This window comes from Serinicoccus kebangsaanensis (assembly GCF_008919445.1).
Lineage (GTDB): Bacteria > Actinomycetota > Actinomycetes > Actinomycetales > Dermatophilaceae > Ornithinicoccus > Ornithinicoccus kebangsaanensis.
In genome coordinates this window covers 57,050-77,860 of record NZ_VSLG01000013.1, presented here as the reverse complement: position 1 = coordinate 77,860, position 20,811 = coordinate 57,050, and the positions used below count along the sequence as shown (strand labels likewise).

Annotated in this window: 18 protein-coding genes; 15 read left to right on the top strand and 3 right to left on the bottom strand. The window is 73.7% G+C overall.

Annotated elements, in window-relative coordinates; genetic code table 11:
• Positions 1–126 precede the first annotated feature (126 nt).
• A complete protein-coding gene (locus FXF60_RS13270) occupies positions 127–2,196 on the top strand; it encodes an HNH endonuclease signature motif containing protein (protein WP_202879636.1) in 2,070 nt (689 codons plus the stop codon).
• Between the two features lie 254 nt (positions 2,197–2,450).
• On the opposite strand, the gene FXF60_RS13265 is transcribed toward FXF60_RS13270, so the two are convergent.
• Together FXF60_RS13265 and FXF60_RS13260 are read right to left on the bottom strand one after the other, a co-directional pair.
• Positions 2,451–2,957 (bottom strand): DUF8738 domain-containing protein, encoded by a 507-nt coding sequence (locus FXF60_RS13265; protein WP_151526452.1) that lies wholly within the window; start codon positions 2,955–2,957, stop codon positions 2,451–2,453.
• Between the two features lie 339 nt (positions 2,958–3,296).
• On the bottom strand, positions 3,297–4,082 hold the full coding sequence (locus FXF60_RS13260; RefSeq protein ID WP_151526451.1) for a thioesterase family protein: 786 nt from the start codon (positions 4,080–4,082) through the stop codon (positions 3,297–3,299).
• 25 nt (positions 4,083–4,107) lie between these two features.
• Between FXF60_RS13260 and FXF60_RS13255 the strand changes: the two genes are divergently transcribed.
• The 12 genes from FXF60_RS13255 (at position 4,108) to FXF60_RS13200 (ending at position 17,930) form a co-directional block, all read left to right on the top strand.
• Positions 4,108–5,190 (top strand): DUF2891 family protein, encoded by a 1,083-nt coding sequence (locus FXF60_RS13255; RefSeq protein ID WP_202879635.1) that lies wholly within the window; start codon positions 4,108–4,110, stop codon positions 5,188–5,190.
• Positions 5,187–6,728, top strand: a complete 1,542-nt coding sequence (locus tag FXF60_RS13250; RefSeq protein ID WP_151526449.1) for a sensor histidine kinase — start codon at positions 5,187–5,189, stop codon at positions 6,726–6,728. The genes FXF60_RS13255 and FXF60_RS13250 overlap by 4 nt, the downstream gene beginning before the upstream one ends.
• Before the next feature lie 9 nt (positions 6,729–6,737).
• Complete coding sequence (locus FXF60_RS13245) at positions 6,738–7,412, top strand: response regulator transcription factor (RefSeq protein ID WP_151526448.1); 675 nt, start codon at positions 6,738–6,740, stop codon at positions 7,410–7,412.
• 133 nt (positions 7,413–7,545) lie between these two features.
• Positions 7,546–8,799, top strand: coding sequence for a glycosyltransferase family protein (locus FXF60_RS13240; RefSeq protein ID WP_151526447.1), 1,254 nt, complete (start codon positions 7,546–7,548; stop codon positions 8,797–8,799).
• Positions 8,789–10,024, top strand: coding sequence for a glycosyltransferase (locus FXF60_RS13235; protein WP_151526446.1), 1,236 nt, complete (start codon positions 8,789–8,791; stop codon positions 10,022–10,024). Before FXF60_RS13240 ends, FXF60_RS13235 begins: the two co-directional genes overlap by 11 nt.
• A complete protein-coding gene (locus FXF60_RS13230; protein ID WP_151526445.1) occupies positions 10,021–11,211 on the top strand; it encodes a glycosyltransferase family 4 protein in 1,191 nt (396 codons plus the stop codon). Before FXF60_RS13235 ends, FXF60_RS13230 begins: the two co-directional genes overlap by 4 nt.
• Positions 11,208–12,983: an ABC transporter ATP-binding protein gene (locus FXF60_RS13225; protein WP_151526444.1), complete on the top strand. Its 1,776-nt coding sequence runs from the start codon at positions 11,208–11,210 to the stop codon at positions 12,981–12,983. The genes FXF60_RS13230 and FXF60_RS13225 overlap by 4 nt, the downstream gene beginning before the upstream one ends.
• Positions 12,976–15,336, top strand: a complete 2,361-nt coding sequence (locus FXF60_RS13220) for an aminoglycoside phosphotransferase family protein (protein ID WP_151526443.1) — start codon at positions 12,976–12,978, stop codon at positions 15,334–15,336. The genes FXF60_RS13225 and FXF60_RS13220 overlap by 8 nt, the downstream gene beginning before the upstream one ends.
• Before the next feature lie 57 nt (positions 15,337–15,393).
• Positions 15,394–15,963 carry a hypothetical protein gene (locus FXF60_RS13215; RefSeq protein WP_151526442.1) on the top strand — a complete coding sequence of 190 codons (570 nt, stop codon included), beginning with the start codon at positions 15,394–15,396 and terminating at the stop codon, positions 15,961–15,963.
• Between the two features lie 186 nt (positions 15,964–16,149).
• Positions 16,150–16,929: a CPBP family intramembrane glutamic endopeptidase gene (locus tag FXF60_RS13210; protein ID WP_238335856.1), complete on the top strand. Its 780-nt coding sequence runs from the start codon at positions 16,150–16,152 to the stop codon at positions 16,927–16,929.
• A 20-nt stretch (positions 16,930–16,949) separates the two neighbouring features.
• Positions 16,950–17,480 (top strand): GNAT family N-acetyltransferase, encoded by a 531-nt coding sequence (locus tag FXF60_RS16985; protein WP_367889967.1) that lies wholly within the window; start codon positions 16,950–16,952, stop codon positions 17,478–17,480.
• 54 nt (positions 17,481–17,534) lie between these two features.
• On the top strand, positions 17,535–17,930 hold the full coding sequence (locus FXF60_RS13200) for a hypothetical protein (RefSeq protein ID WP_151526441.1): 396 nt from the start codon (positions 17,535–17,537) through the stop codon (positions 17,928–17,930).
• A 37-nt stretch (positions 17,931–17,967) separates the two neighbouring features.
• Here FXF60_RS13200 and hisC read toward each other — a convergent pair whose 3' ends face one another.
• Entirely contained in the window at positions 17,968–19,056 is a 1,089-nt protein-coding gene (hisC, locus tag FXF60_RS13195) for a histidinol-phosphate transaminase (RefSeq protein WP_151526440.1), read from the bottom strand.
• A gap of 83 nt (positions 19,057–19,139) precedes the next feature.
• On the opposite strand from hisC, the gene FXF60_RS13190 reads away from it, so the two are divergent.
• Positions 19,140–19,517, top strand: coding sequence for a phage holin family protein (locus FXF60_RS13190; protein ID WP_151526439.1), 378 nt, complete (start codon positions 19,140–19,142; stop codon positions 19,515–19,517).
• A 100-nt stretch (positions 19,518–19,617) separates the two neighbouring features.
• Complete coding sequence (pdhA, locus tag FXF60_RS13185) at positions 19,618–20,805, top strand: pyruvate dehydrogenase (acetyl-transferring) E1 component subunit alpha (protein ID WP_238335855.1); 1,188 nt, start codon at positions 19,618–19,620, stop codon at positions 20,803–20,805.
• The last annotated feature ends 6 nt before the right edge of the window (positions 20,806–20,811 follow it).

The window sequence follows — 20,811 nt, the reverse complement described above, 5'->3', positions numbered from 1 at the left end:
ACCCCGCAGCAGTCCTCGTCGACTTCACCACGGGACTCGGCGGCGCCGTCGCGGCGCCCGTCGGCCCGGCCGGACACCGAGGCCGGGCGGCGGGTCGTGCGGGACAGCAGTGGTGGTTCGACGGCGGTGGCGCAGGTGCGGGAGGTCGCGGCGCGGCGTTCCACGCTGGAGGCGGAGCTGCTGACATCGGCCCGCGAGCTGGCCGCCGAGGTCGGCAGCGCCTTGCTGGCGGACAAGGGGTTCTCCGACGTCGAGGAGCTCTCCGCCGGTCAGCGTCGACGCTGGCGGGCCGAGACGAAGCGGCTCGCGTGCGCCGAGCTGCAGATCGCCCTGGGTGTGGGCATCAAGGAGGCACGGCAGCTCGTCGGCGTGGCCTGTGCGCCGGTGTCGGTGCGCACCGTGGTGCACGAGGCGCTGCGCAGCGGCCTGGCCGGCTGGGGCCATGTGCGCGGCTTCTGGGACCGGTGCGGGTCCCTGCCTGCCGAGTCGGGAGCGCTGGTGGCCGAAGCACTGTTCGGGTCCGATGCCGCGACAGTGGTGCCGGAGCGCCTCGGGCCGGACGGCCAGCTGCTGGACCGACCCTGGCACGCCGCGGAGTTCTGGGCCGCCCTCGAGCGGGAGGCGGTGCGGGTCGAGGGCCAGGACGTGCAGTCCGAGCGTGAGCGTCGCCGTAAGGCACGCGCCGAGCGGCGACTCTGGATGCGGATCGACGACGACTCCACCGCCACGCTCGCGATCACCGGCCCGCTGACCAGCCTCTGCGCGATCTCCCAACGGGTGGACGCCTGCGCCAGGGCGCTGCGCAAGGGCGGCGACGAGCGGACCCTGGCGCAGCTGCGCTCGGACGTGGCCCAGACCCTGCTGCTGCATGGCCGGGTGGACCCGCCCGAGAGCGACACCGACCCGCTGCTCACACCGGGCGGAGCCGAGCACATCGCGCAGGTCGTCACCGCCCAGCCCCACATCTCGCTGCAGGTCGTGGTGCCATGGACCACCTTCTCGTCCCCCTCGACCAGCCGGTCCGCAGACGCGGCCGAGGGCCCACCCGGCAAGCATGGCGGAGGACCGCCTGTCCCACCGGATCGTCCCAGGCCGGAGCGCTCGGGCGACGATGCACGGCACGGCGACCCCGACCGCGAGCACGGCGAAGCACCACCCGCCTCACCGTATCGATCCGGTCCAGAGCGCTCGGGCGACGATCCACCCCGCGACCTTCACGGCGATCCACCACTCTCACCACCGGATCGCCTCGGCCCTGACCGCTCGGGCGACCCCCGGTCCAGGCCCGTGGGCGCCGTGGGCGAGATCGTGGGGCGGCACTCTGCCTTCATCACGCCAGGGCACGCCCGGGAGCTGGCCCTGACGCCAGGTGCCGTCTTGTCCAGGCTGTTGACCGACCCGGCGGACGGGCGGCTGATCGAGCGCAGCATCACCTCCTACCGTCCGGACGCCGCGATGCGCCGACAGATCATCGCCGCGGACGTCTACTCCCGTGCCCCGGGCAACCGGCGACCGGCAGCCGCGTGCGAGATCGACCACGAGACGCCCTGGGGTGATGGTGGGGCGACGACCGAGACCAACCTGAGCCTCAAGGACGTCGCGAGCCACCAGCTCAAAACCGCGGGCTGGTGGTCCACCACGATGGCCCCCAACCGCGACCTGACCTGGCAGACCCTGCTGGGCCAGATCGAACGGACCCGCTCACACGACTACCGCCAGTACCTCCCCACCATCCGCGCCCAGGCCGACGCAGCCGGCACGGGCGGCGAGGCCGTCGCGGGCCACACGGGCGGCGACGAGAGCGACACCGTCTGCGGCGGGCACGAGGACGACCTCGACCTGGCCTGCCGCGCGCTCTACACCGCGCTCGCCCACCGAGGCACGGCGGCCCTGCTCGCCGATGACGACGACGCGGACGGCGCCACCGACCACGACCCACGACTCACCGGCTGGATCACCCTCACCCACCGCGGCCGCGACGGGCAGCGACGCCACGGGCCGCGCGAGGACCTGGCCACCCTCCCCAACCTCCTCGGGTTCGCCACGCCCCCCGACCCAGCAACCGACAGCACGAGCAAGACCGAGAGCACGAGCACGACTGACAGCACGAGCAAGACCGACAGCGTGAGCAAGAGCAAGGACAGCGACCTACGGCGGCCCTGGGGCGATCAGCCCGACGCTCCACCGCCCTTCTGAGTCCGATCCAGGGCACAGTGGGAGCCGTGCCCCGCACGATCGCCACCACCACCGACATCGACCGCGACGCCCTGTGTCGGGTCGGGGCGGACAGTCACCCCGAGGTCACCGCGAGGTGACCTCGTCCAGGTGAAGTGGACCTGCTGAGCTCGGACAGCACAGTGGACCTGCTGAGCCCGGACAGCACGCCCGCGGCGGCTCGCTCAGTCGGAGCTGAGCCGGTCAGCGGTCGGTGACCCGTCCGCCGAAGGACGTCAGCGGTCGGTGACCGGGCCGCCGAAGGACTGCGAGGGGGCGGGGGCGACCGGCTGGGCGCAGAAGGAGAAGGTCTTGCCCTCGGCCGCGTGGTAGCTGGCGTAGCTGCCGTCGACCTCCAGCACCAGCTGGTGCCCGGGGACCAGGGCCTGGGTATACATCATCCCCTCGGTCGGGCACCCGAGGGAGCCGTCGTTCCACGTCACGTCGGCGTAGCCGGCGACCGTGACGGCGTCCGGCTCGACGCCGGTCCGCTTGGCCTCGGCCGCGATCGCGGTCTGCACGTCGTCGCGCTGCACGATCGCGTCGGGGACCGCGCCCAGCGGGAGGGACGCCTCGGCGCCCGGGGTGGAGGGAAGGGCGGTCTGGCGCGGCTTGTCGCCCTCGCCGGGTGCGCTCGTGCTGGGGGACATCGTGGCAGCATCCTCGCTGTCGTCGGCGCCGTCGTCCTCCGTCGCGGAGGTGGGTGCCGGGCTGGTGGGGTCCGCCCCGGTGGAACCGTCCATGTCTCCGCATCCGACCAGGGCGGCGGAGAGGCTCAACGCCGCCACGGCGAGGGTGCTTCGGCGTCTGCGGGTCATCGGGCGACACCTCCAAGGTCTCGTCCCGTCAGTCTAGGTCTGGGGCGTGACCGGCGACGCGATGAGGGTGCGGGTGGTGGGGCGCCGGTCCCTGAACCGGCGCCCCACCCTCCTGTCACCCCCACCGTCCCGCACGAGGCGGCCCCTCACGACGGGGTGTGTCGGCTGTCCCGAACCGACACTACCTAGACGTTCTCGTGAGCGGATTCGTTGCATCCAGATACTGTGATTTGTGTCACATCGTAGCACCACGTGCCCCAGACGTCACGTCACCGGCCTCAATGTGAGCGCCTGCACCACCGTTCCCACCGGCCCCTGCGCGTCGTGGACCACCGACGACGTCTGCCCGACGCCGGTCGGTCCCCACGCCACCCGGGTGTCCAGCCCCACCCACGGGCCCTCCGGGATCCGGTGCAGGTGCAGCGTGAGGTCGACGTTGGGGTAGAGCCAGTCGCGCGGCGCCTCGCGGCCCGCCGTGCCGTTCGCGGTGTCCAAGAGCCCCACCCAGGACGCCAGGGCCGATGCCTGCTCCGCGCCGCCGACCAGAGCGACGGACGTGCGGACCCAGGTCCGCCCCCGGCCGGCACGGGCCCCCGGCACCGAGCGGAAGTCCAGCGAGCGGATGAAGCCGCCGCCCCAGTGGCTCATCCCGGCCCACGGCTCGAGCCCGTCGGGCCCGGGCAGCTCGGGCTCCTCGTCGGCCGCCACCTGCGCGGTGTCGCCCTGCACCAGCCGCCACGCCGTGAGCCGCACCGCGGCCCGGCCGCCGATCTCGACGCCGGCCTCGAGCAGCTCGATCGTCCGCCCGGGGCGCAGCACCCGGGTGGTGACCGTCATCTCCTCCCGGCGGATGAACCCGAGGATGTCGACGCTCAACCGGGCCCACTGCAGCCCCTCGCGCGGGTGGTTCAGCTCGAGCGTGTGCAGCAGCAGGCCGATCACCGGCGCGACGTGCTGCTCCTCCGGCGACCAGGCACCCTGGACGTGCTCGGTCGGCTGATACCTCCCCTCGCCCAGCGCCGTGAAGTAGTGCCGCGCGTCCTCCGTCATGGTGCGCGAGTGTAGTAATGGACCCGTGACACCTTCCGCACCCGCCCAGCCGCCGCAGCCCCCGCACGACGGGCACCACGAGACCGTGGCGGGCCGCCACGCCGCCGCCTGGGGCAGGCTGGCGCGCGAGGTGATCGGCAGGGTATACCCGTGGGCTCCGGGGCACGTCGTCACCGGCCCGGACGACACCGACGTCACGCCGCAGCGGCTGCACCCCGCCTTCTTCGGCTCCTTCGACTGGCACTCGTGCGTGCACATGCAGTGGTCCCTGGTCACCCTCCTGGACAGGTATGCCGACGCGCTCGGCGAGCGCGAGGCGGCCGCCGCCCGGGCGCTGCTGTCGGAGCGGCTCACCCCGGCGAACCTCGCCGTCGAGGTCGCCTACCTGCGGGATCGCCCGGGCTTCGAGCGGCCCTACGGCTGGGCCTGGGCGGCGCAGCTGGCGGCCGCCGCCGACCGGCTCGGCTCCCGGGACGTGCAGGCGCGCCGCTGGTCCGACGCGCTGGCGCCGCTCGCCGACCTGCTCGCCGGACACGTGCTGGACCACCTGGAACGCCAGGCATACCCGGTGCGGCACGGGAAGCACCAGAACGACGCCTTCGCGCTCCTGCTGCTGCGCGACGCCTACCGACGGCTCGGTCGTGACGACGTGGTGCGTGCCTGCGACGAGGCCGCCCGCGGCTGGTTCGGCGAGGACGGCCCGGCCCCCACCGACCAGGAGCCCGGAGGCTCGGACTTCCTCTCCCCGGCGCTGACCGAGGCGATGCTCATGGTCGACGTGCTCGACGCGGAGGAGGCCGCGGCCTGGCTGGCCCGCGTCCTGCCCGACCTCGGAGCGGGGCGGCACGAGCACCTGCTCGCGGTGCCACGGGTGCTGGACCCCACCGACGGGCAGGGTGCGCACCTGCTCGGGCTCGCTTTGTCCCGCGCGTGGGCCCTGCGGACTCTGGCACCCTGGAGTCACGCTCCGGCGGCCGCGCGGCTGCGGGAGGCTGCCGACGAGCAGGAGGACGCGGTGCTGTCCCACGTCACCGAGGGCGACTTCATGGCCACGCACTGGCTGGTCTCCTTCGCCCTGCTCGCCGACGGGGCGTCGGCGCGGCCATGAACGCCGACGGACACCGCGGCTGGACCGTCCGGCGGCGCCTCCTGGTGATGATGGTCAGCATGATGGCGCTGGGGATCGCGCTCACCGGCGTGCTGTCCTTCGCCGTCCAGTTCCGGTCGTTGCAGGACCGGGTCCAGGCCGACCTGGAGCAGGAGGTCCAGGAGGTGACGAGTCTCGCCGAGTCCGGGCCCGAGGTGGACAACGAACCCTACGAGGAGGTGGACGCGCTCCTGCGGGCCTTCCTGGAGACGTCGGTCGCCTCGCCCAACGAGGCCTTCCTCGCGGTGATCGACGGCCAGCCGACGTTGCAGGACGGAGGGGAGAGGACCTTCCGCGTCGACCACCCGGACGTGCTCGCGCTGGTTCGCGAGACGGACGTCGAGCCGGGGCGCGCCGTGATCGACACCGTGGACACGCAGGGCACCACCCTGACCGTGATGATCGCGGACGTGCAGCTGCCGGAGGAGGAGCGGGAGGGGACCTTCGTCATCGCCATCGACTCCGGCACCCTGAACGGCAACATCTGGCGCCGGGTCTGGACGTATGCCGGTGTCGGGCTGGGATCGCTCGTCGTCGCCGGTGTCCTGGCGCACGTCGTGCTGGGTCGGCTGCTGCGCCCGCTGCGCGAGCTGCAGGACGCCACGGCGCAGGTCAGCACCGACGACCTGTCCCGACGGGTCGAGGTCTCCGGGGACACCGACATCACCCAGCTGGCGCACCGCTTCAACGCGATGCTCGACCGGATCCAGGACGGCGTCCGGATGCAGCGCCAGTTCCTCGACGACGCCGCGCACGAGCTGCGGACGCCGTTGACCATCCTGCGCGGCAACGCCGAGCTGCTGCGCCCGGAGGACCCGGCAGAGGTCACCGCCACCCGGACCCTGATGCTGGACGAGGTGGACCGGATGCAGCGCCTGGTCGACGACCTGCTGGTCCTGGCCAAGGCGCAGCGGCAGGACTTCCTGCGCCCCACCCCGGCCGACGTGACCGAGCTCGCGGTCGAGTGCATGGAGCGCGTCACCGCGCTGGGCGAGCGGCAGTGGCAGCTCGCCGCGGACGCCGAGGGCGAGATGAGGCTCGACCGGCACCGGGCCATCCAGGCGGTGGTGCAGCTGGCGGCCAACGCGGTGAAGTTCAGCGAGCACGGCAGCGTCATCGAGCTGCGCACCGGGTGGGTGGACAAGGACGACCCGCAGCGCGAGCGCGCGATCGAGCGCGGCGCGCGCACCGCCCGCCGCTACCTCGCCCTGTCCGTCTCCGACCACGGCACGGGCATACCGGAGACAGAGCAGGAGCGGGTCTTCGAGCGGTTCGGCCGGGCCTCCTCGGCGGGCCAGGTCGAGGGCAGCGGGCTGGGGCTGGCCATCGTGTCCGCCATCGCCGAGGCGCACGGAGGCGCCGTCGCGGTCGACTCGGTCGAGGGGCTGGGGTCGAGGTTCACCATCTGGATCCCCGTCGTGAGCGCGCCGACGGCCCACCGGGTCAGCGCCCCCACGGCGCCGCCGGAGCGGGCGAGCAGCCTGCACCCGGGTGGGTAGTCTGCCCGCATGGCGCACATCCTGATCGCTGAGGACGAGGAGGGCATCGCCCGGGTGATCGACCGCGGGCTGCGGGGCGACGGGCACCGGACCACGCTGGTCAGTGACGGGATCGCCGCCCTCGAGGCCGCGACCGCGGCCGACGTCGACCTGGTCGTGCTGGACGTGGGGCTGCCCAAGATGGACGGCTTCACCGTGCTGCGGATGCTGCGGACCATGGACGAGCCGGTGCCGGTGATCATGTGCACCGCGCGGGACTCGGTGGAGGACACCGTCCACGGGCTGGAGAGCGGGGCCGAGGACTACCTGCCCAAGCCGTTCCGCGTGGAGGAGCTGCGGGCGCGGGTCAAGCTGCGGCTGCGCCAGCACGCGGAGGCGCAGCGGGCGGGGGGCAGCGAGGACGTGCTCGACGTCGGTGGGGTGCGGCTGGACATCCCGGCCCGGACGGTGACCGTCGAGGGCCGGCCGGCCGAGCTCTCCGCGCGCGAGTTCACCCTCGCCCGGGAGCTCATGGACCACGCCGGTCAGGTGCTCAGCCGGGACCAGCTGCTCGACCGGGTGTGGGGCTTCGAGGTCACCGGCAACTCCAACGTCGTCGACGTCTACATCCGCTACCTGCGCGCCAAGCTCGGCGCCGACCGGATCTCCACGGTCCGCGGCGTGGGCTACCGCTTCGAGCGCTGACCCGAGAGGTCACCCTTTCCGGCCGGTGACGAGCCGATGAGAAGACTCTCATCGGTGTGTCATGTGCCGCTCATTCACGCTGTGTTCACTCATCCCTACGCCCCGGCCACCGGGTCGGGCGGGAGAGGACGAGATGGACACGGGCACCAGCGTCACCGCCACCCGTGGCAGCGGCGAGCCGCTGCGCGTGGTCTTCTACTCCCACGACTCGCAGGGTCTGGGGCACTTCCGGCGCAACCGCGCCCTGGCGCACACCCTCGCCCAGCGGATCCCCGTCCTCACCGGGAGCCTGGTCACGGGTCTGCTGCTCAACGGTGTCTCCGGTGCCGCGGCCCGCAGCCTGCCGCGCGGCTTCGACGTCGTCACGCTGCCGGGGATCGGCAAGAGCGCGGAGCGGCGGGGGTATGGGCCGCGTCACCTCGACCTCGGCATGGACGCGGTGCTGTCGGTGCGGGGGGAGATCGTGCGGGCCACCGGCCTGGCCTTCCGGCCGGACCTGGTCGTCGTCGACCGGCACGCCCTGGGCGTCGGTGGGGAGCTGCTCGCGGGGCTGCACGCCATGCGGCGCGAGCTGCCGCAGACCCGCTTCGTGCTCGGGCTGCGCGACGTCCTCGACACGCCCGAGGCCGTCGCCTCCGAGTGGCGCAGCACACCGTCCGACCTGGTGGCCGAGCTCTACGACGAGATCTGGATCTACGGCGACCCCGGGGTACACGACCTGCGCGCCTCGGGTGAGCTGCCCGCCGAGCTGGCCCCGCTGGTGCGCTACCAGGGGTTCCTGGCGCACGGGCGGGCCGAGGAGCCGACCCACCTGGAGCCGGAGCAGCCCTACCTGGTGACCACCGCCGGTGGCGGCAGCGACGGCACCCGGCTCTGCCTGGCCGCGGCCGCGGCCGAGGTGCCGGCAGGCCACCGGCACATCCTCATCACCGGCCCCCAGATGTCCGACGCCGACCACCGTGCGGTCGAGCGCGAGGCCGGGCGGCGCACGGCCGTGACCCGCAGCGTCGACGACGCGGCCGGGCTCATCCGGCGGTCCGCGGCCTCGGTCTCCATGGCCGGCTACAACACCGTCGCCGAGACCCTGGCCACCGACGTCCCGGCGCTGCTCGTGCCCCGGGAGCGCCCCCGCACCGAGCAGCTCATCAGGGCGCGGGCCCTCGCCGCCGTCGGGGCCACCGACCTGCTGCGCGAGGACGACCTGTCGCCGGCGGCGATCAGCCGGTGGTGGACCCGGGCCGTGCACCGTCGCGTCGACCGGGGGTCCCTCGACCTCGGTGGGCTGCGCGCGGTCGCGAGCTCGGCCGCCCGGCTGGTCCGCAGTTCGCCGGCCCTGGCCCCCGAAGGCCTGTCCGGTCGCGAGGAAGGGCTGTCCGTTGCCGTCTGAACGCATCGCCTACGTGCTCAAGGTCTACCCCCGCTTCTCCGAGACCTTCGTCGTCACCGAGATCCTGGCCCGCGAGGCCGCCGGTGAGGACCTGGCCATCTATGCCCTGCGGCCGACCACCGACTCCCGGTTCCACCCGCAGCTGGCCCAGGTCCAGGCCCCGGTCACGCACCTGCCGCGGGCGCACAAGCTGTCCGCCGAGTGGGAGGTCTTCGCCCGGGCGCAGGCCGAGCTGCCCGACTTCGGCGCCCGGCTGGGCGAGCTGATGCCGCTGCTCGTCCGGCTCGACCCCTCCGACGTCGCCCAGGGCGTGGACCTGGCGCTGCGGCTGCGCCGTGACGGCATCACCCGGGTGCACGTCCACTTCGCCAACATGGCCTCCTGGTGCACCACCATCGCCAGCGCCCTCACCGGCATACCCTTCACCGTCACGACGCACGCCAAGGACCTCTTCCACGACGACGTGGACCGCGTGGTGCTGCGCGAGGTGCTGCGCCGGGCGTCCACCGTCGTCACCATCAGCGACTACAACCGCCGGTTCCTGGTCGAGCAGGTCGACCCCGCGCTCGAGCCCAAGGTGGCCCTGGTGCGCAACGGTCTCGAGCTGTGCCGCTTCACCTACCGCGACCCGGCACCCGTCGGCGACACCCTCCGGGTGCTCGCGGTGGGGCGGGTCGTGGAGAAGAAGGGCTTCGACCACCTCGTCCAGGCCGCCGCCCTGCTCCGCGACGAGGGCACCCGGCTCCAGGTCCGGATCGTCGGCGAGGGCGAGCTGGCGGACGACCTGGCCGCCCAGGTGCGCAGGTCGGGTCTCGACGACGTGGTCACCCTGCTCGGCTCGCGCAGCCAGGCCGAGCTGGTGACCGAGCTGGACTGGGCCGACGTCATGGTCGCCCCGTGCGTGGTCGGCGCCGACGGCAACGCCGACGGCCTGCCGACCGTCCTGCTCGAGGCGATGGCCAGCGGCGTGCCGTGCATCGCGACCGACGTCACCGGCATACCCGAGGCGATCCAGCCCGCCACCCACGAGCAGACCGGGCTGCTGCTGTCGCACGAGCGGGACGGGCTCGCCACCCGGGTCGCCGACGCGCTGCGGCAGGTGGCCGAGCCGGGGTGGCCCCGGGCCGACGTGGCCCGCCGCGCCCGGGCGCTCGTCGAGCGCGACTTCGACACCACCACCCAGGCGGCCCACCTGGCCGCCGTGACCGCAGGAGCCGACCGATGACCCGCGTCGCCTACGTCTGCGCCGACCCCGGCATCCCCGTCTTCGGCACCAAGGGCGCCAGCGTCCACATCCAGGAGATCATCCGCGCCTGGCGCTCCCGCGGCGCCGAGGTCGAGGTGTATGCCGTCCGGCTGGGGGACGCCGAGCACGTGCCGGCCGACCTCGCGGACCTGGTGGTCCACCACGTGCCGGTGGGGAAGGTGGGCGCCGGTCCCGACGAGTCCGGCGCTGCGGCGCGACGGGAGGTCGCGCAGCGGCAGGCCGCCGCGCGGATCGCCCAGCTCGTGGTCGCGGCCGCGCCGGACGTGGTCTACGAGCGCTACTCGCTCTTCTCCACCGTCCTGCACGCCGCGCGCCGGGGTCTCGGCGACCGGGTGAGCACGGTCCTGGAGGTCAACGCCCCGCTCATCGACGAGCAGCGTCAGCACCGGGTCCTCGTCGACGAGGCCGGCACCGAGGGCGCGCTGCGCGTGCAGGCCGGGTCGGCCGACGTCGTCGCCTGCGTCAGCGAGCGGGTCGCCGCCTGGGTGCGGGACCGGGCCGGGCTCGGCGCCTCCTCCGGGACCCACGTCGTGGTCGTGCCGAACGGGGTCAACACGGACCGCATCCGGCCGGGCGCGCCCGACCTCTCCGGCGACCCCGTCGTCGTCTTCGTCGGCACGCTCAAGCCGTGGCACGGGGTGGAAGACCTGGTCGAGGCGGCCGCCCGCGCGCGGGCACCGTGGCGGTTGCGGATCGTCGGGGACGGGCCGCAGCGGGAGGCGGTCGAGCGGGCCGCGGCACGTCACCGTCTCGACGTCCAGCTCACCGGCGCGCTGCCGCCCGAGCAGGTCCCGGCGGCGCTGTCCGGCGCCCTGGTCGCGGTGGCGCCCTACCCGGAGAGCGAGGACCACTACTTCTCGCCGCTCAAGGTCTACGAGTACGCCGCCGCCGGGCTCCCCGTCGTCGCGTCCAGCATCGGTCAGATCCCCTCCGTGGTGGAGGACGGCCGCACCGGTGTGCTCGTGCCACCGTCCGACCCGGAGGCGCTCGCGGCGGCGATCGACGCCCTCGTGAGCGACCCGGACGCCGCGACCACGATGGGTGCCGCGGCCCGCGCCCGGATGGAGGAGCGGCACTCCTGGGGGCACGTGCTGGGCTCGACCCTGGCGCCGCTGCGCACACGTCGTGGGGCAGGTGCGCGATGAGCGACCGCACCGGGCAACCGGACCCCTCCCCGCTGCGGCGGACGCTGCGATTGGTGCTGCCGCACCTGGACGGCCAGCGCACGCTGCTCGCCGGAGGTGGTGTGCTGCTGCTGTCCGAGGTGATCTTCCGGGTGCTGGAACCGTGGCCGACCAAGCTGGCCATCGACGCGCTGACCCGCAGCCTCGGTGCGGACCTCGCGGACGACGGGCCGCAGGCCAGCCTGCAGCTGCTGCTCGCCTGCGGGCTGGCGACCATCGCCATCATCGGCCTGCGCGCCGTGTGCAACTACGGCGCAACCGTGGCCTTCGCGCTGGGCGGGTCCCGGGTCGCGACCCGGCTGCGCGCCCAGGTCTTCGACCACGTGCAGGGACTGTCGCGCAGCTATCACGGGCGCGCCCGGTCCGGTGACGTCGTGCAGCGGCTGGTCGCCGATGTCGGCCGGCTGCAGGAGGTCGCCGTCACCGCCGGTATGCCGCTGGTCGTCAATGTCTTCACCCTCGTCGCGATGCTCGGCGTGATGACCTGGCTGGACCCGGTCCTCGCCCTCATCGTGCTCATCGCCATCGTCATCTTCGGACTGTTCTCCCGGCTGTCCACCGGCAAGATCACCACCGCGTCACGGAAGACCCGGCGCAGCGAGGGCGAGCTGGCCAACGTCGCCCAGGAGACCTTGACCGGGATGACGCACGTCCAGGCCTACGGCATGGAGGGGGACCGCTCGGCCACCTTCCAGGGGTCGAACAACCGCTCCCTCAAGGACGGGGTCGTCGCCCGGCGCCTCGCCGCCGGCCTGGAGCGACGCACGGACGTGCTCGTCGGGGTCGCCACCGCGGCAGTGCTTCTGCTCGGGGGCGCCCGGGTGCTGCAGGGGGCGATGACCCCCGGCGACATGGTGATCTTCCTGACCTACCTCAAGACCTCGATGAAGCCGCTGCGCGACCTCGCGAAGTACACCGGCAGGATCGCCCGGGCCAGCGCGTCCGGCGAGCGGGTCGCGGACCTGCTGGACGAGTCCCCGGACATCGTGTCGCCGCCCGACCCGGTGCGGCTCGGCGTCGTGCGCGGCGGGGTCGAGCTGCGGGACGTCACCCTGGAGTTCGTGCCCGGCCTGCCGGTGCTGCGCGGCGTCGACCTGCGCATCCAGGCGGGGGAGCGGGTGGCGCTGGTCGGACCGTCCGGCTCCGGCAAGTCGACCGTCGCCTCGCTGCTGCTCCGGCTGCTGGACCCGGGCTCCGGCACCGTGCACCTGGACGGGACCGACCTGCGCGAGCTGGACCTGCGCGACCTGCGGAGCCAGATCGCGCTGGTGCAGCAGGAGGCCGTCCTGTTCACCGGCACCATCGAGGAGAACATCCGCCAGGGGCGGCCGGAGGCCGGTGACCACCAGGTGCAGCGCGCCGCCCGGCTGGCCCGGGTGACCGAGTTCACCGACGACCTGCCGGAGGGGCTGCAGACCGAGGTCAGCGAGCGCGGCGGGAGTCTCTCTGGCGGCCAGCGACAGCGCATCTCGCTGGCCCGTGCCTTCCTCCGGGACGCACCGGTGCTGCTCCTGGACGAGCCGACCACCGGGCTGGACCCGGACAACGTGGTGCTCGTGGGCGAGGCCATCACCGAGCTGAGCAAGGGGCGGACCAGCATCATGATCACCCACGACCTGGAGCTCGCCCGCAGCGCCGACCGGGTGGTCGTGCTGCAGCAGGGGAGGGTGACCTGGTCCGGCCCGCCGGAGCACGCGCCCCTCGACGGAGTGCTGGAGGAGAGCCATGGCTGAGCCGACGATGCGGACAGGGCGGGGGCTGACGGCGGCCGGGGGACCAGGGTCGACCGACCCGGTGCTCGAGCTGGTCGTGGACCCCGAGCGGCTGAGTGCGCTGCTGCGCACGCCGGTGGCGGTCACGCGGGTGCGACCCAAGCACGGGGTGAGCCACGTCGCCGCCCTCGTCGGCGCCGACGGGCAGGTGCTCGGGTGGGCCCAGGCGCTGATCGGCGACGCCCGCACCAAGGGCGGCAAGGCCCGGGCGCGCGCCGAGCGCTACGACCTCGGGGACCAGATCTTCTCGGTGCCGCTCCCGCAGTGGGACGCGGAGCTGCTGTGGGGCGCGCTCACCACCGACCCGGCGCTGGCCAAGGCGCTGCGGCGCTCGCGCGTCGACCTGGCCTCGGACGGGGTCCGGCTGCTGCGCTACAACCCGCTGCGCCGCCTCGTGGTGCGCGACGGCGACCGCGTCGTCCGCATCACCGCGCAGCCGCACCGGGAGCGGATGACGCGCGTCACCCAGGCGCTGGCGGGGTGCGGCATACCCGTCCTGTGCCCGACCGATCAGCAGCCGGACAGCGCCGGCCGGGTCAGCGTGTGGCCCTGGGTGGAGGGCCAGGACCTGCAGGCCGCCGCAGCGCAGCCGGACGACACCTCCGCTGCCGCGACGTCGGTGCTCCGGCACGCGCGGGAGGCCGGAGCGATCGTCCGCCGGCTGCACTCGCTGCCCACCGCTGCCGTCCCGCGGCTGCCGCGGCGGGGCTGGCCCGAGGTCGTGGACTCGGCGCAGCGCGCCGTGGCCCAGCTGCAGCTGGTCGCGCCGACGCTGGCGCACCCTGCCCGGCTCGCGCTGGCCGGTCTGCCGGACGAGGCAGCAGGAGGTGATCCCGTGCTGCTGCACGGAGACCTGTCCCTCGACCAGGTCCTCGTGGCCGCGGACGGCTCCGTGCTGCTGACCGATCTCGACCGCGCCGCCACCGGCCCGCCCGAGGTCGACCTCGCCGCGATGGCCGCCGCCCGGATCGTCCAGGAGGTCGACGCCGACGCCGAGGGCGACGTGGAGCAGGATCGGCGAGGGTCCGACCTGCTCGCAGCCTTCGAGGCGGGCTACGGCCGCGGGGACAGCGGCAGCGACGCACCCTGGGTGGCCGCCGCGCTGCTGGGCCGGATCGCCGAGCCCTGGCGCGCCCAGGCACCACTGTGGGAGGAGCGGACGGAGGCCTTGGGCCGGGTCGCGCTGGACCTGCTCGCCAGCGGTCTGCTGGCCCGCGGCGCGCAGGCCGCGCACGCCGTGGACGGGTGGGCGCACACCGCGCCGCCGGCGCGCTGGCCGGGCTGGCAGGTGCCCGCCCGGGTCGAGGACCCGACCACCGGGGAGGGCATGGAGGTGGCGCGTGCCTGGCCCGCCCCGGAGCGCGACGGGACGGTGCGGGTGGCGGTCGAGGGGCGGGACGCGAGGGGTCGCCTGCGCGCGGGCCACCTCACCCCCGGCGGCGACGTCGAGCTCCACCCACCCGGTCAGGACCCCCGGCTCCCAGCTCTGGCCGGGGCCGCCCGGGCGGGCAGCCTGCTGGTGCACCGGGCAGGACGGCGCGCGGTCGTGCACCGGCAGGACGGCTACCTGAAGGTGGTCCGTCCCGGACGGGCCACGCCCCTGGCCGCCGGCTCGGTGGACGGCGCCCGGCTCGCCCGCGCCGCCGGGCTGGAGGCCGCCGACGTGCTGGAGCTCACCGACGACACCGTCCGCTACCAGGCGCTGCGGGGCATACCCGTGCAGCGGTTGTCCGCCGACCCGCGGTGGCCGCAGATCTGGCGGACCTGGGCCGCGGCGTGGACCCGCTGGCAGCGGCTCGACGGGCCCGAGGGGGCCGAGCACACGCCCCGGCACGAGGCCGAGGTGCTCCGGACCTGGGCGGCCAGGTCGGCCTCCCTGGGACTGCTCGCGGGGACGCCGTGGCCGGACCGCATCGAGCGGACCGCGCAGCGGCTCGCCGCCTCCGGCGGGACACCCCTGGTGCCGGCGCACCGCGACCTGCACGACGGCCAGCTGCTCTGGGACGGCAGCCGGCTCGCGGTCATCGACCTGGACACGGTGTGCCGGGCCGAGCCGGCCCTGGACCTGGCCAACCTGGAGGTGCACGCGCGGTGGCGCGGCGCTCAGGGACTGTGGTCGGACGAGGCCGTGCGCACGGTCGGCGACGCCGTGGCGGCGGTCGTGACGGACAACCAGGTGGACCCAGGGCGACTGAGGCTCGCCCGCGTCGCCACGGTGGCGCGGCTGGTGGCGGTCTATGCCTTCCGGCCCCGGTGGCGTGACCGCGTGATCGAGTGGGCCGACCAGGAATGGGCGGGTGGCCTCGATGGATGAGAGGACTCTCATCCGGGTCTCACCGGACTCTCCCCTGGGCCAGGAAGACTGCCGATCATGAAGATGGTGGCCTCAGCACTCGCCCTGGTCCTCATCGGCCTCACCGGTGGCTGGCTGTGGATCGACGCAGCCGCGGACGCCCAGGAGACCGAGGGGATCGTCGTCGCCGGCGCCCTGGCGGACGCCGGCCCCGACGACCTCGTCGGCCAGGCCCGCACCGCCGGCGGACCGGCCGTCATCAGCCTGCACCTCGTCAGCGCGATGCGCCAGGGCACCCAGGACCTGTCCGGCAGCTTCGACGACGCCCGGGACGCGGCCGAGAAGCAGGCTGCGGAGAAGAAGGCCGAGCAGGCCGCGGCCAAGAAGAAGGCGGCCGAGAAGAAGAAGGCCGAGGAGAAGGCTGCGGCGAAGAAGAAGGCCGAGCAGGAGGCCGCCCGCAAGGCCGAGCAGCAGGCCCAGCCCGCCCCCGTCCAGCCCGCCCCCGTGCAGCCCGCCCCCGTGCAGCCCGCCCCGGCCCAGCCGGCGCCGGTCCAGCCCGCTCCCGCGTGCTGGGACGACGACGGCTGGGAGGAGTGCGACGACGACGATGACGACTGGGACGACGACGATGACGACGATGACGACTGACGGGGACTAACCTGTCAGGCCCGGGCGGAGCAGCCACCCCTGCGCTGCACTCCCTGCCGCCCGCCCCGCTGGCCGGGCACCCTGGATCCGTGACCGGGTGCCCGGCCAGCGTCCCTCCGCGTCCCTGGCGGCTCGACCGTCCGGTGTGGCAGCCCCCGGGCCGGCGCCACGACATAGCCTGGACGGGTGAGCACCCAGCTGCCGGCACCACCCAGCACGCTGCCCCGCCGCAGCCTGCTGACCGAGACCGTGCTCGTGCTCGGCGTCAGCCTGGGCGCGTCCGCCGTCTGGTCCCTGCTCAGCCTGCTCCGCAAGCTCACCGCGCAGGGCGGTCTGGCGGGGCAGACCACCAGCATGAACACCAGCTCCGCGCCCGACCAGCCCTGGCTGGACCTGGCCTACCAGCTCGTCGGCATCGCGCTGGCGCTCGTCCCCGTGGTCCTCGCGCTGCACCTGCTCGCCCGTGAGCTGCCGCGGCCGTGGGCGGCGCTCGGCCTGGACCGGCGCCAGCCGCTGCGAGACCTGGTGCAGGGGACGATGCTGGCGGCGGTGATCGGCATACCCGGCCTGGGGCTGTATCTGCTCGCCCGCGAGCTCGGCGTCAACACCAGCGTCGCCCCGGCCAACCTGCCCTCGGTCTGGTGGGCCGTGCCGGTCCTCGTCCTCGCCGCTGCCCAGAACGCCGTGGTCGAGGAGGTCATCGCGGTGGGCTACCTCTTCACCCGCTGGGCGCAGGCCGGCTGGTCGACCTGGACCATCATCCTGACCTCGGCGCTGCTGCGCGGCAGCTACCACCTCTACCAGGGCTTCGGGGGCTTCGTCGGCAACGTCGCCATGGGGGTCATCCTCGGCTGGTTCTACACCCGCACCCGGCGGGTGATGCCGCTGGTGGTCGCGCACACGCTGCTCGACGTCGTCGCCTTCGTCGGCTACGCCGCGCTCGCCGGGCGTGTCGGCTGGCTCTGAGCAGGCATACCCTGAACCCCATGAGCACCGGACCGGAGATCGTCCACCTGGCTGACCAGGACCGCTTCGAGGCGCAGGCCGAGGGCCGCGCCGTCGGCCACCTGTCCTACGAGCTGGAGGGCGACGTCCTCGACCTGCAGCACACGGTCGTCGACCCCGAGGGCCGCGGGCAAGGCCTCGGCGGACGCCTGGTCGAGGAGGCGATGGGGTATGCCCGTGCCGAGGGTCTGCGGGTGCGCCCGACCTGCCCGTTCGTCCCCCGCTACCTCGCCGAGCACCCGGAGCACGCCGACCTGCTCGAGGGCGCCGACGACGCGCACGGCGACGGCACCGACGCGGCCACCGTCGAGATCCGTGACCAGAGCATCCGGCTGGGGCAGCTGCTCAAGCTGGCCGGCCTGGTCCAGGACGGCGCCATGGCGCGGATGGTGATCGAGAACGGCGAGGTCACGGTCGACGGCGAGACCATGATGCGGCGCGGCACCCAGGTGCGCCCGGGCCAGGTCGTCACCTACGCGGGCGAGTCCGTCACCCCGACCAGCAGCGCGTAGCGGACGCGCCGGACCCCACCGGACGTCTATCCTCGGTGGCGTGGAGGAGGCCCGATGACCCTGTCACCCCACGGCTCCAGCGCCGTGGCCACCGGTTCGTTGCGCAAGGGACTGCCCATCATGCTGCTCGGCGGTCTCCTCGCCTGGGTCGCCGGGCAGTCCTGGAGCGTGCAGCGCGGGTCGGGCGAGGTCTTCCAGGTGCTCATGGCCTACGGCAACCTCGCCGTCATGGCTGTCGCCGCGCAGCTCATCGCCGGTCCGCGGGGCCGGGCCTGGATGATGGCGACCGCGGGGGCGATCGGGATGACGGTGCCGTGGTTCTTCGGCCTCGCCGTCGCCCAGCAGGGCCAGGGTGTGCTCGTGCCGACCATCATCGTGGCGGTGTCCAGCTGGGCGCTGACCTGGGTCGTGTCCACCCTGACCAGGATCACCGTCCGCCGTCGGCAGTGAGCTCGCGGACGCGGGCCGCAGGTGTGCGCCCCGCCGGCTAGCTCGACCGCTGCCAGTCCGCGGCGACCTCGAGCAGCCGGTCGTTGGCCTCGGTCTCGCCGATCGTGCAGCGGACGCCGTCGCCCGCGAACGGCCGCACCATGAGCCCCTTCGCCTGGGCCGCCTGCGCGAACGGGACGGCCTCGTCCCCGAGCGGCAGCCAGCAGAAGTTGCCCTGCGCCTGCGGCACGTCCCACCCCTGCTCGCGCAACGCGGCCACGACCCGCTCCCGCTCGCCGACCAGCTCCTTGACCCGCACCATCAGCTCGTCCTTGGCGCCGAGGCTGGCGATCGCCGCCGCCTGGGCCAGGTCGGTGACGCCGAACGGGGTCGCCGCCTTGCGCAGCGCGGTCGCGATCTCCGGGTGCGCGACGGCATACCCGACCCGCAGCCCGGCCAGCCCGTAGGCCTTGGAGAAGGTGCGTAGCACGACGACGTTCGGGCGCTCGTGCGCCAGCGCCAGGGCGTCCGGCACGGTCTCGTCGGTGGTGAACTCCAGGTAGGCCTCGTCGATGACCACCAGCAGGTCGCGGGGCACCCGGTCGAGGAAGGCCCGCAGCTCGGCCTCGGTGACCGCCGGCCCGGTCGGGTTGTTCGGGGTGCAGACCAGCACCAGCCGGGTGCGGTCGGTGATCGCGTCCGCCATGGCGTCCAGGTCGTGCCGCGCGTCCGCGTCCAGCGGCACCTGGACCGAGGCCGCCCCGGACAGCGCCACGACGATCGGGTATGCCTCGAAGCTGCGCCAGGCATACACCACCTCGTCGCCCGGCTCGCAGGTGATCGCGACCAGCTGGGCGAGCACCGCGACGCTGCCGGTGCCGGTGGCGAGCTGGGCCGCCGGGAGCGCGAGCTCGGCCGACAGCGCCTCGGTCAGTGCCACGACCCCCATGTCCGGGTAGCGGTTGACCTGCTGCGCGGCGTCGGAGATGGCCTGCGTGACCGACGGCAGCGGGGGGTAGGGGTTCTCGTTGGAGGAGATCTTGTAGGCCCTCACCCCCTCGACCGGTGCCGGGGGCTTGCCGGGGACGTAGGCAGGCACTCCGGCCAGGGCGGTGCGCAGGCGGACGGGCGAGGACTGCTCGGTCATGAGGCTCAGCCTAGCCAGCCGTGCCCGGACCACCCCGCGGGCCGTGGGCGGCGGTGCCGACGCTCCCGTGGGAGCATGGCGGCATGAAGATCCTTGCTGGCATCGTCGCGAACGGCGTCGCGCTGTGGGTCGCCTCGGCCCTCATCTCCGGCATCGAGTTCGGCGGTCAGGGGTGGGCCATGGTGCTCACCATCATCGGGGTGGCCGTCGTCTTCGGCCTGGTCAACGCGATCGTCCGTCCCCTGGCCCAGCTGCTCTCGCTGCCGCTGATCATCCTCACCCTGGGGTTGTTCCTCCTCGTCGTCAACGCGCTGATGCTGCTGCTCACCTCGTGGCTCTCGGGCGTGCTCGGGCTGGACTTCCGGGTCGACGACTTCTGGTGGGACGCCGTCCTCGGCTCGATCATCATCTCGGTCGTGTCGATGTTCGTCGGCATGCTGCTCCCCGACGGCCGCGAATGACCGCGACGAGCGTCGGCGGCGGCCCCACGACATGCCCCGAGGTCAGGTTGACGTCTGCGGTAACGTCTCTCGCCACGTCCCCAGCACGAAGGAGTTCCGCGTGAGCGACGACGAGGTCGCGCCGAGCAGCACCGCCCCGGTGACCCAGGACCACCAACCGCCGGAGCGGGACATCACCGACGGCGGGCCGGACATGGTCCAGTTCCTCGCCGCCGACGGGACCCGGGTCGAGCTGACCGCCACGAACGAGCCGTACGCCGCCTACCTCGAGGACGTCGACCAGGCCGCGATGAAGGACATGCTGCGCGACCTCATCATGGTCCGCAGGGTGGACGCCGAGGGGTTCGCGCTGCAGCGCCAGGGGGAGCTCGGGCTGTGGCCCAGCCTGCTCGGCCAGGAGGCCGCCCAGGTCGGCGCGGGCCGCGCGATGCGACCGCAGGACTACGCCTTCCCCGGCTACCGCGAGCACGGCGTCGCCTGGTGCAAGGGCGTCCCGCCGGAGAACCTGCTCGGCATGTTCCGCGGGGTCAACCACGGGGGGTGGGACTCCAACGAGAACAACTTCCACCTCTACACCATCGTCATCGGCAACCAGATGCTGCACGCCGTCGGGTACGCCATGGGCGCCGCCCGCGACGGCGACGTCGGGACCGGCGACCCGGACCGCGACACCGCGGTGATGGCGTTCACCGGTGACGGGGGCACCGCGCAGGGCGACTTCAACGAGTCGTTGGTCTTCGCCTCCGTGACGAACGCCCCGGTCGTGTTCTACGTGCAGAACAACCACTGGGCCATCTCCGAGCCGAACGACCGCCAGTTCACCATCCCGCCCTACCGCCGCGCCGACGGCTTCGGCTTCCCCGGGATCCGGGTGGACGGCAACGACGTGCTCGCCAGCTATGCCGTCACCCGGCACGCCCTGGAGCGGGCGCGGAGCGGCCAGGGGCCGACGCTGATCGAGGCGTTCACCTACCGGATGGGTGCGCACACGACCTCCGACGACCCGACGAAGTACCGCATCTCCGCCGAGGTGGACGCCTGGAAGGCGAAGGACCCGATCGACCGGATGACGGCATACCTCACCAGCGAGGGAGTCATCGACGACGCGTGGGTCGAGCAGACTGAAGGAGAGGCCGACCAGCTCGCCGCGCGGATCCGCAAGGCGTGCCAGACCATGCCCGACCCGCCGCACGAGGAGATGTTCGCGCACGTGTATGCCGAGCCGCACACGCTCATCGAGCGCGAGTCCGCGCTGTTCGCGGACTACCAGGCCGGGTTCGAGGACTGAGGGGGC

What these genes read in the sequence shown, in the direction of transcription:
- FXF60_RS13265 (WP_151526452.1), bottom strand. Translation starts at nt 2,957, where the DNA reads ATGGACGGTTCCACCGGGGCGGACCCCACCAGCCCGGCACCCACCTCC.
- FXF60_RS13260 (WP_151526451.1), bottom strand. Translation starts at nt 4,082, where the DNA reads ATGACGGAGGACGCGCGGCACTACTTCACGGCGCTGGGCGAGGGGAGG.
- FXF60_RS13250 (WP_151526449.1), top strand. Translation starts at nt 5,187, where the DNA reads ATGAACGCCGACGGACACCGCGGCTGGACCGTCCGGCGGCGCCTCCTG.
- FXF60_RS13245 (WP_151526448.1), top strand. Translation starts at nt 6,738, where the DNA reads ATGGCGCACATCCTGATCGCTGAGGACGAGGAGGGCATCGCCCGGGTG.
- FXF60_RS13240 (WP_151526447.1), top strand. Translation starts at nt 7,546, where the DNA reads ATGGACACGGGCACCAGCGTCACCGCCACCCGTGGCAGCGGCGAGCCG.
- FXF60_RS13230 (WP_151526445.1), top strand. Translation starts at nt 10,021, where the DNA reads ATGACCCGCGTCGCCTACGTCTGCGCCGACCCCGGCATCCCCGTCTTC.
- FXF60_RS13225 (WP_151526444.1), top strand. Translation starts at nt 11,208, where the DNA reads ATGAGCGACCGCACCGGGCAACCGGACCCCTCCCCGCTGCGGCGGACG.
- FXF60_RS13220 (WP_151526443.1), top strand. Translation starts at nt 12,976, where the DNA reads ATGGCTGAGCCGACGATGCGGACAGGGCGGGGGCTGACGGCGGCCGGG.
- FXF60_RS13215 (WP_151526442.1), top strand. Translation starts at nt 15,394, where the DNA reads ATGAAGATGGTGGCCTCAGCACTCGCCCTGGTCCTCATCGGCCTCACC.
- FXF60_RS16985 (WP_367889967.1), top strand. Translation starts at nt 16,950, where the DNA reads ATGAGCACCGGACCGGAGATCGTCCACCTGGCTGACCAGGACCGCTTC.
- FXF60_RS13200 (WP_151526441.1), top strand. Translation starts at nt 17,535, where the DNA reads ATGACCCTGTCACCCCACGGCTCCAGCGCCGTGGCCACCGGTTCGTTG.
- hisC (WP_151526440.1), bottom strand. Translation starts at nt 19,056, where the DNA reads ATGACCGAGCAGTCCTCGCCCGTCCGCCTGCGCACCGCCCTGGCCGGA.
- FXF60_RS13190 (WP_151526439.1), top strand. Translation starts at nt 19,140, where the DNA reads ATGAAGATCCTTGCTGGCATCGTCGCGAACGGCGTCGCGCTGTGGGTC.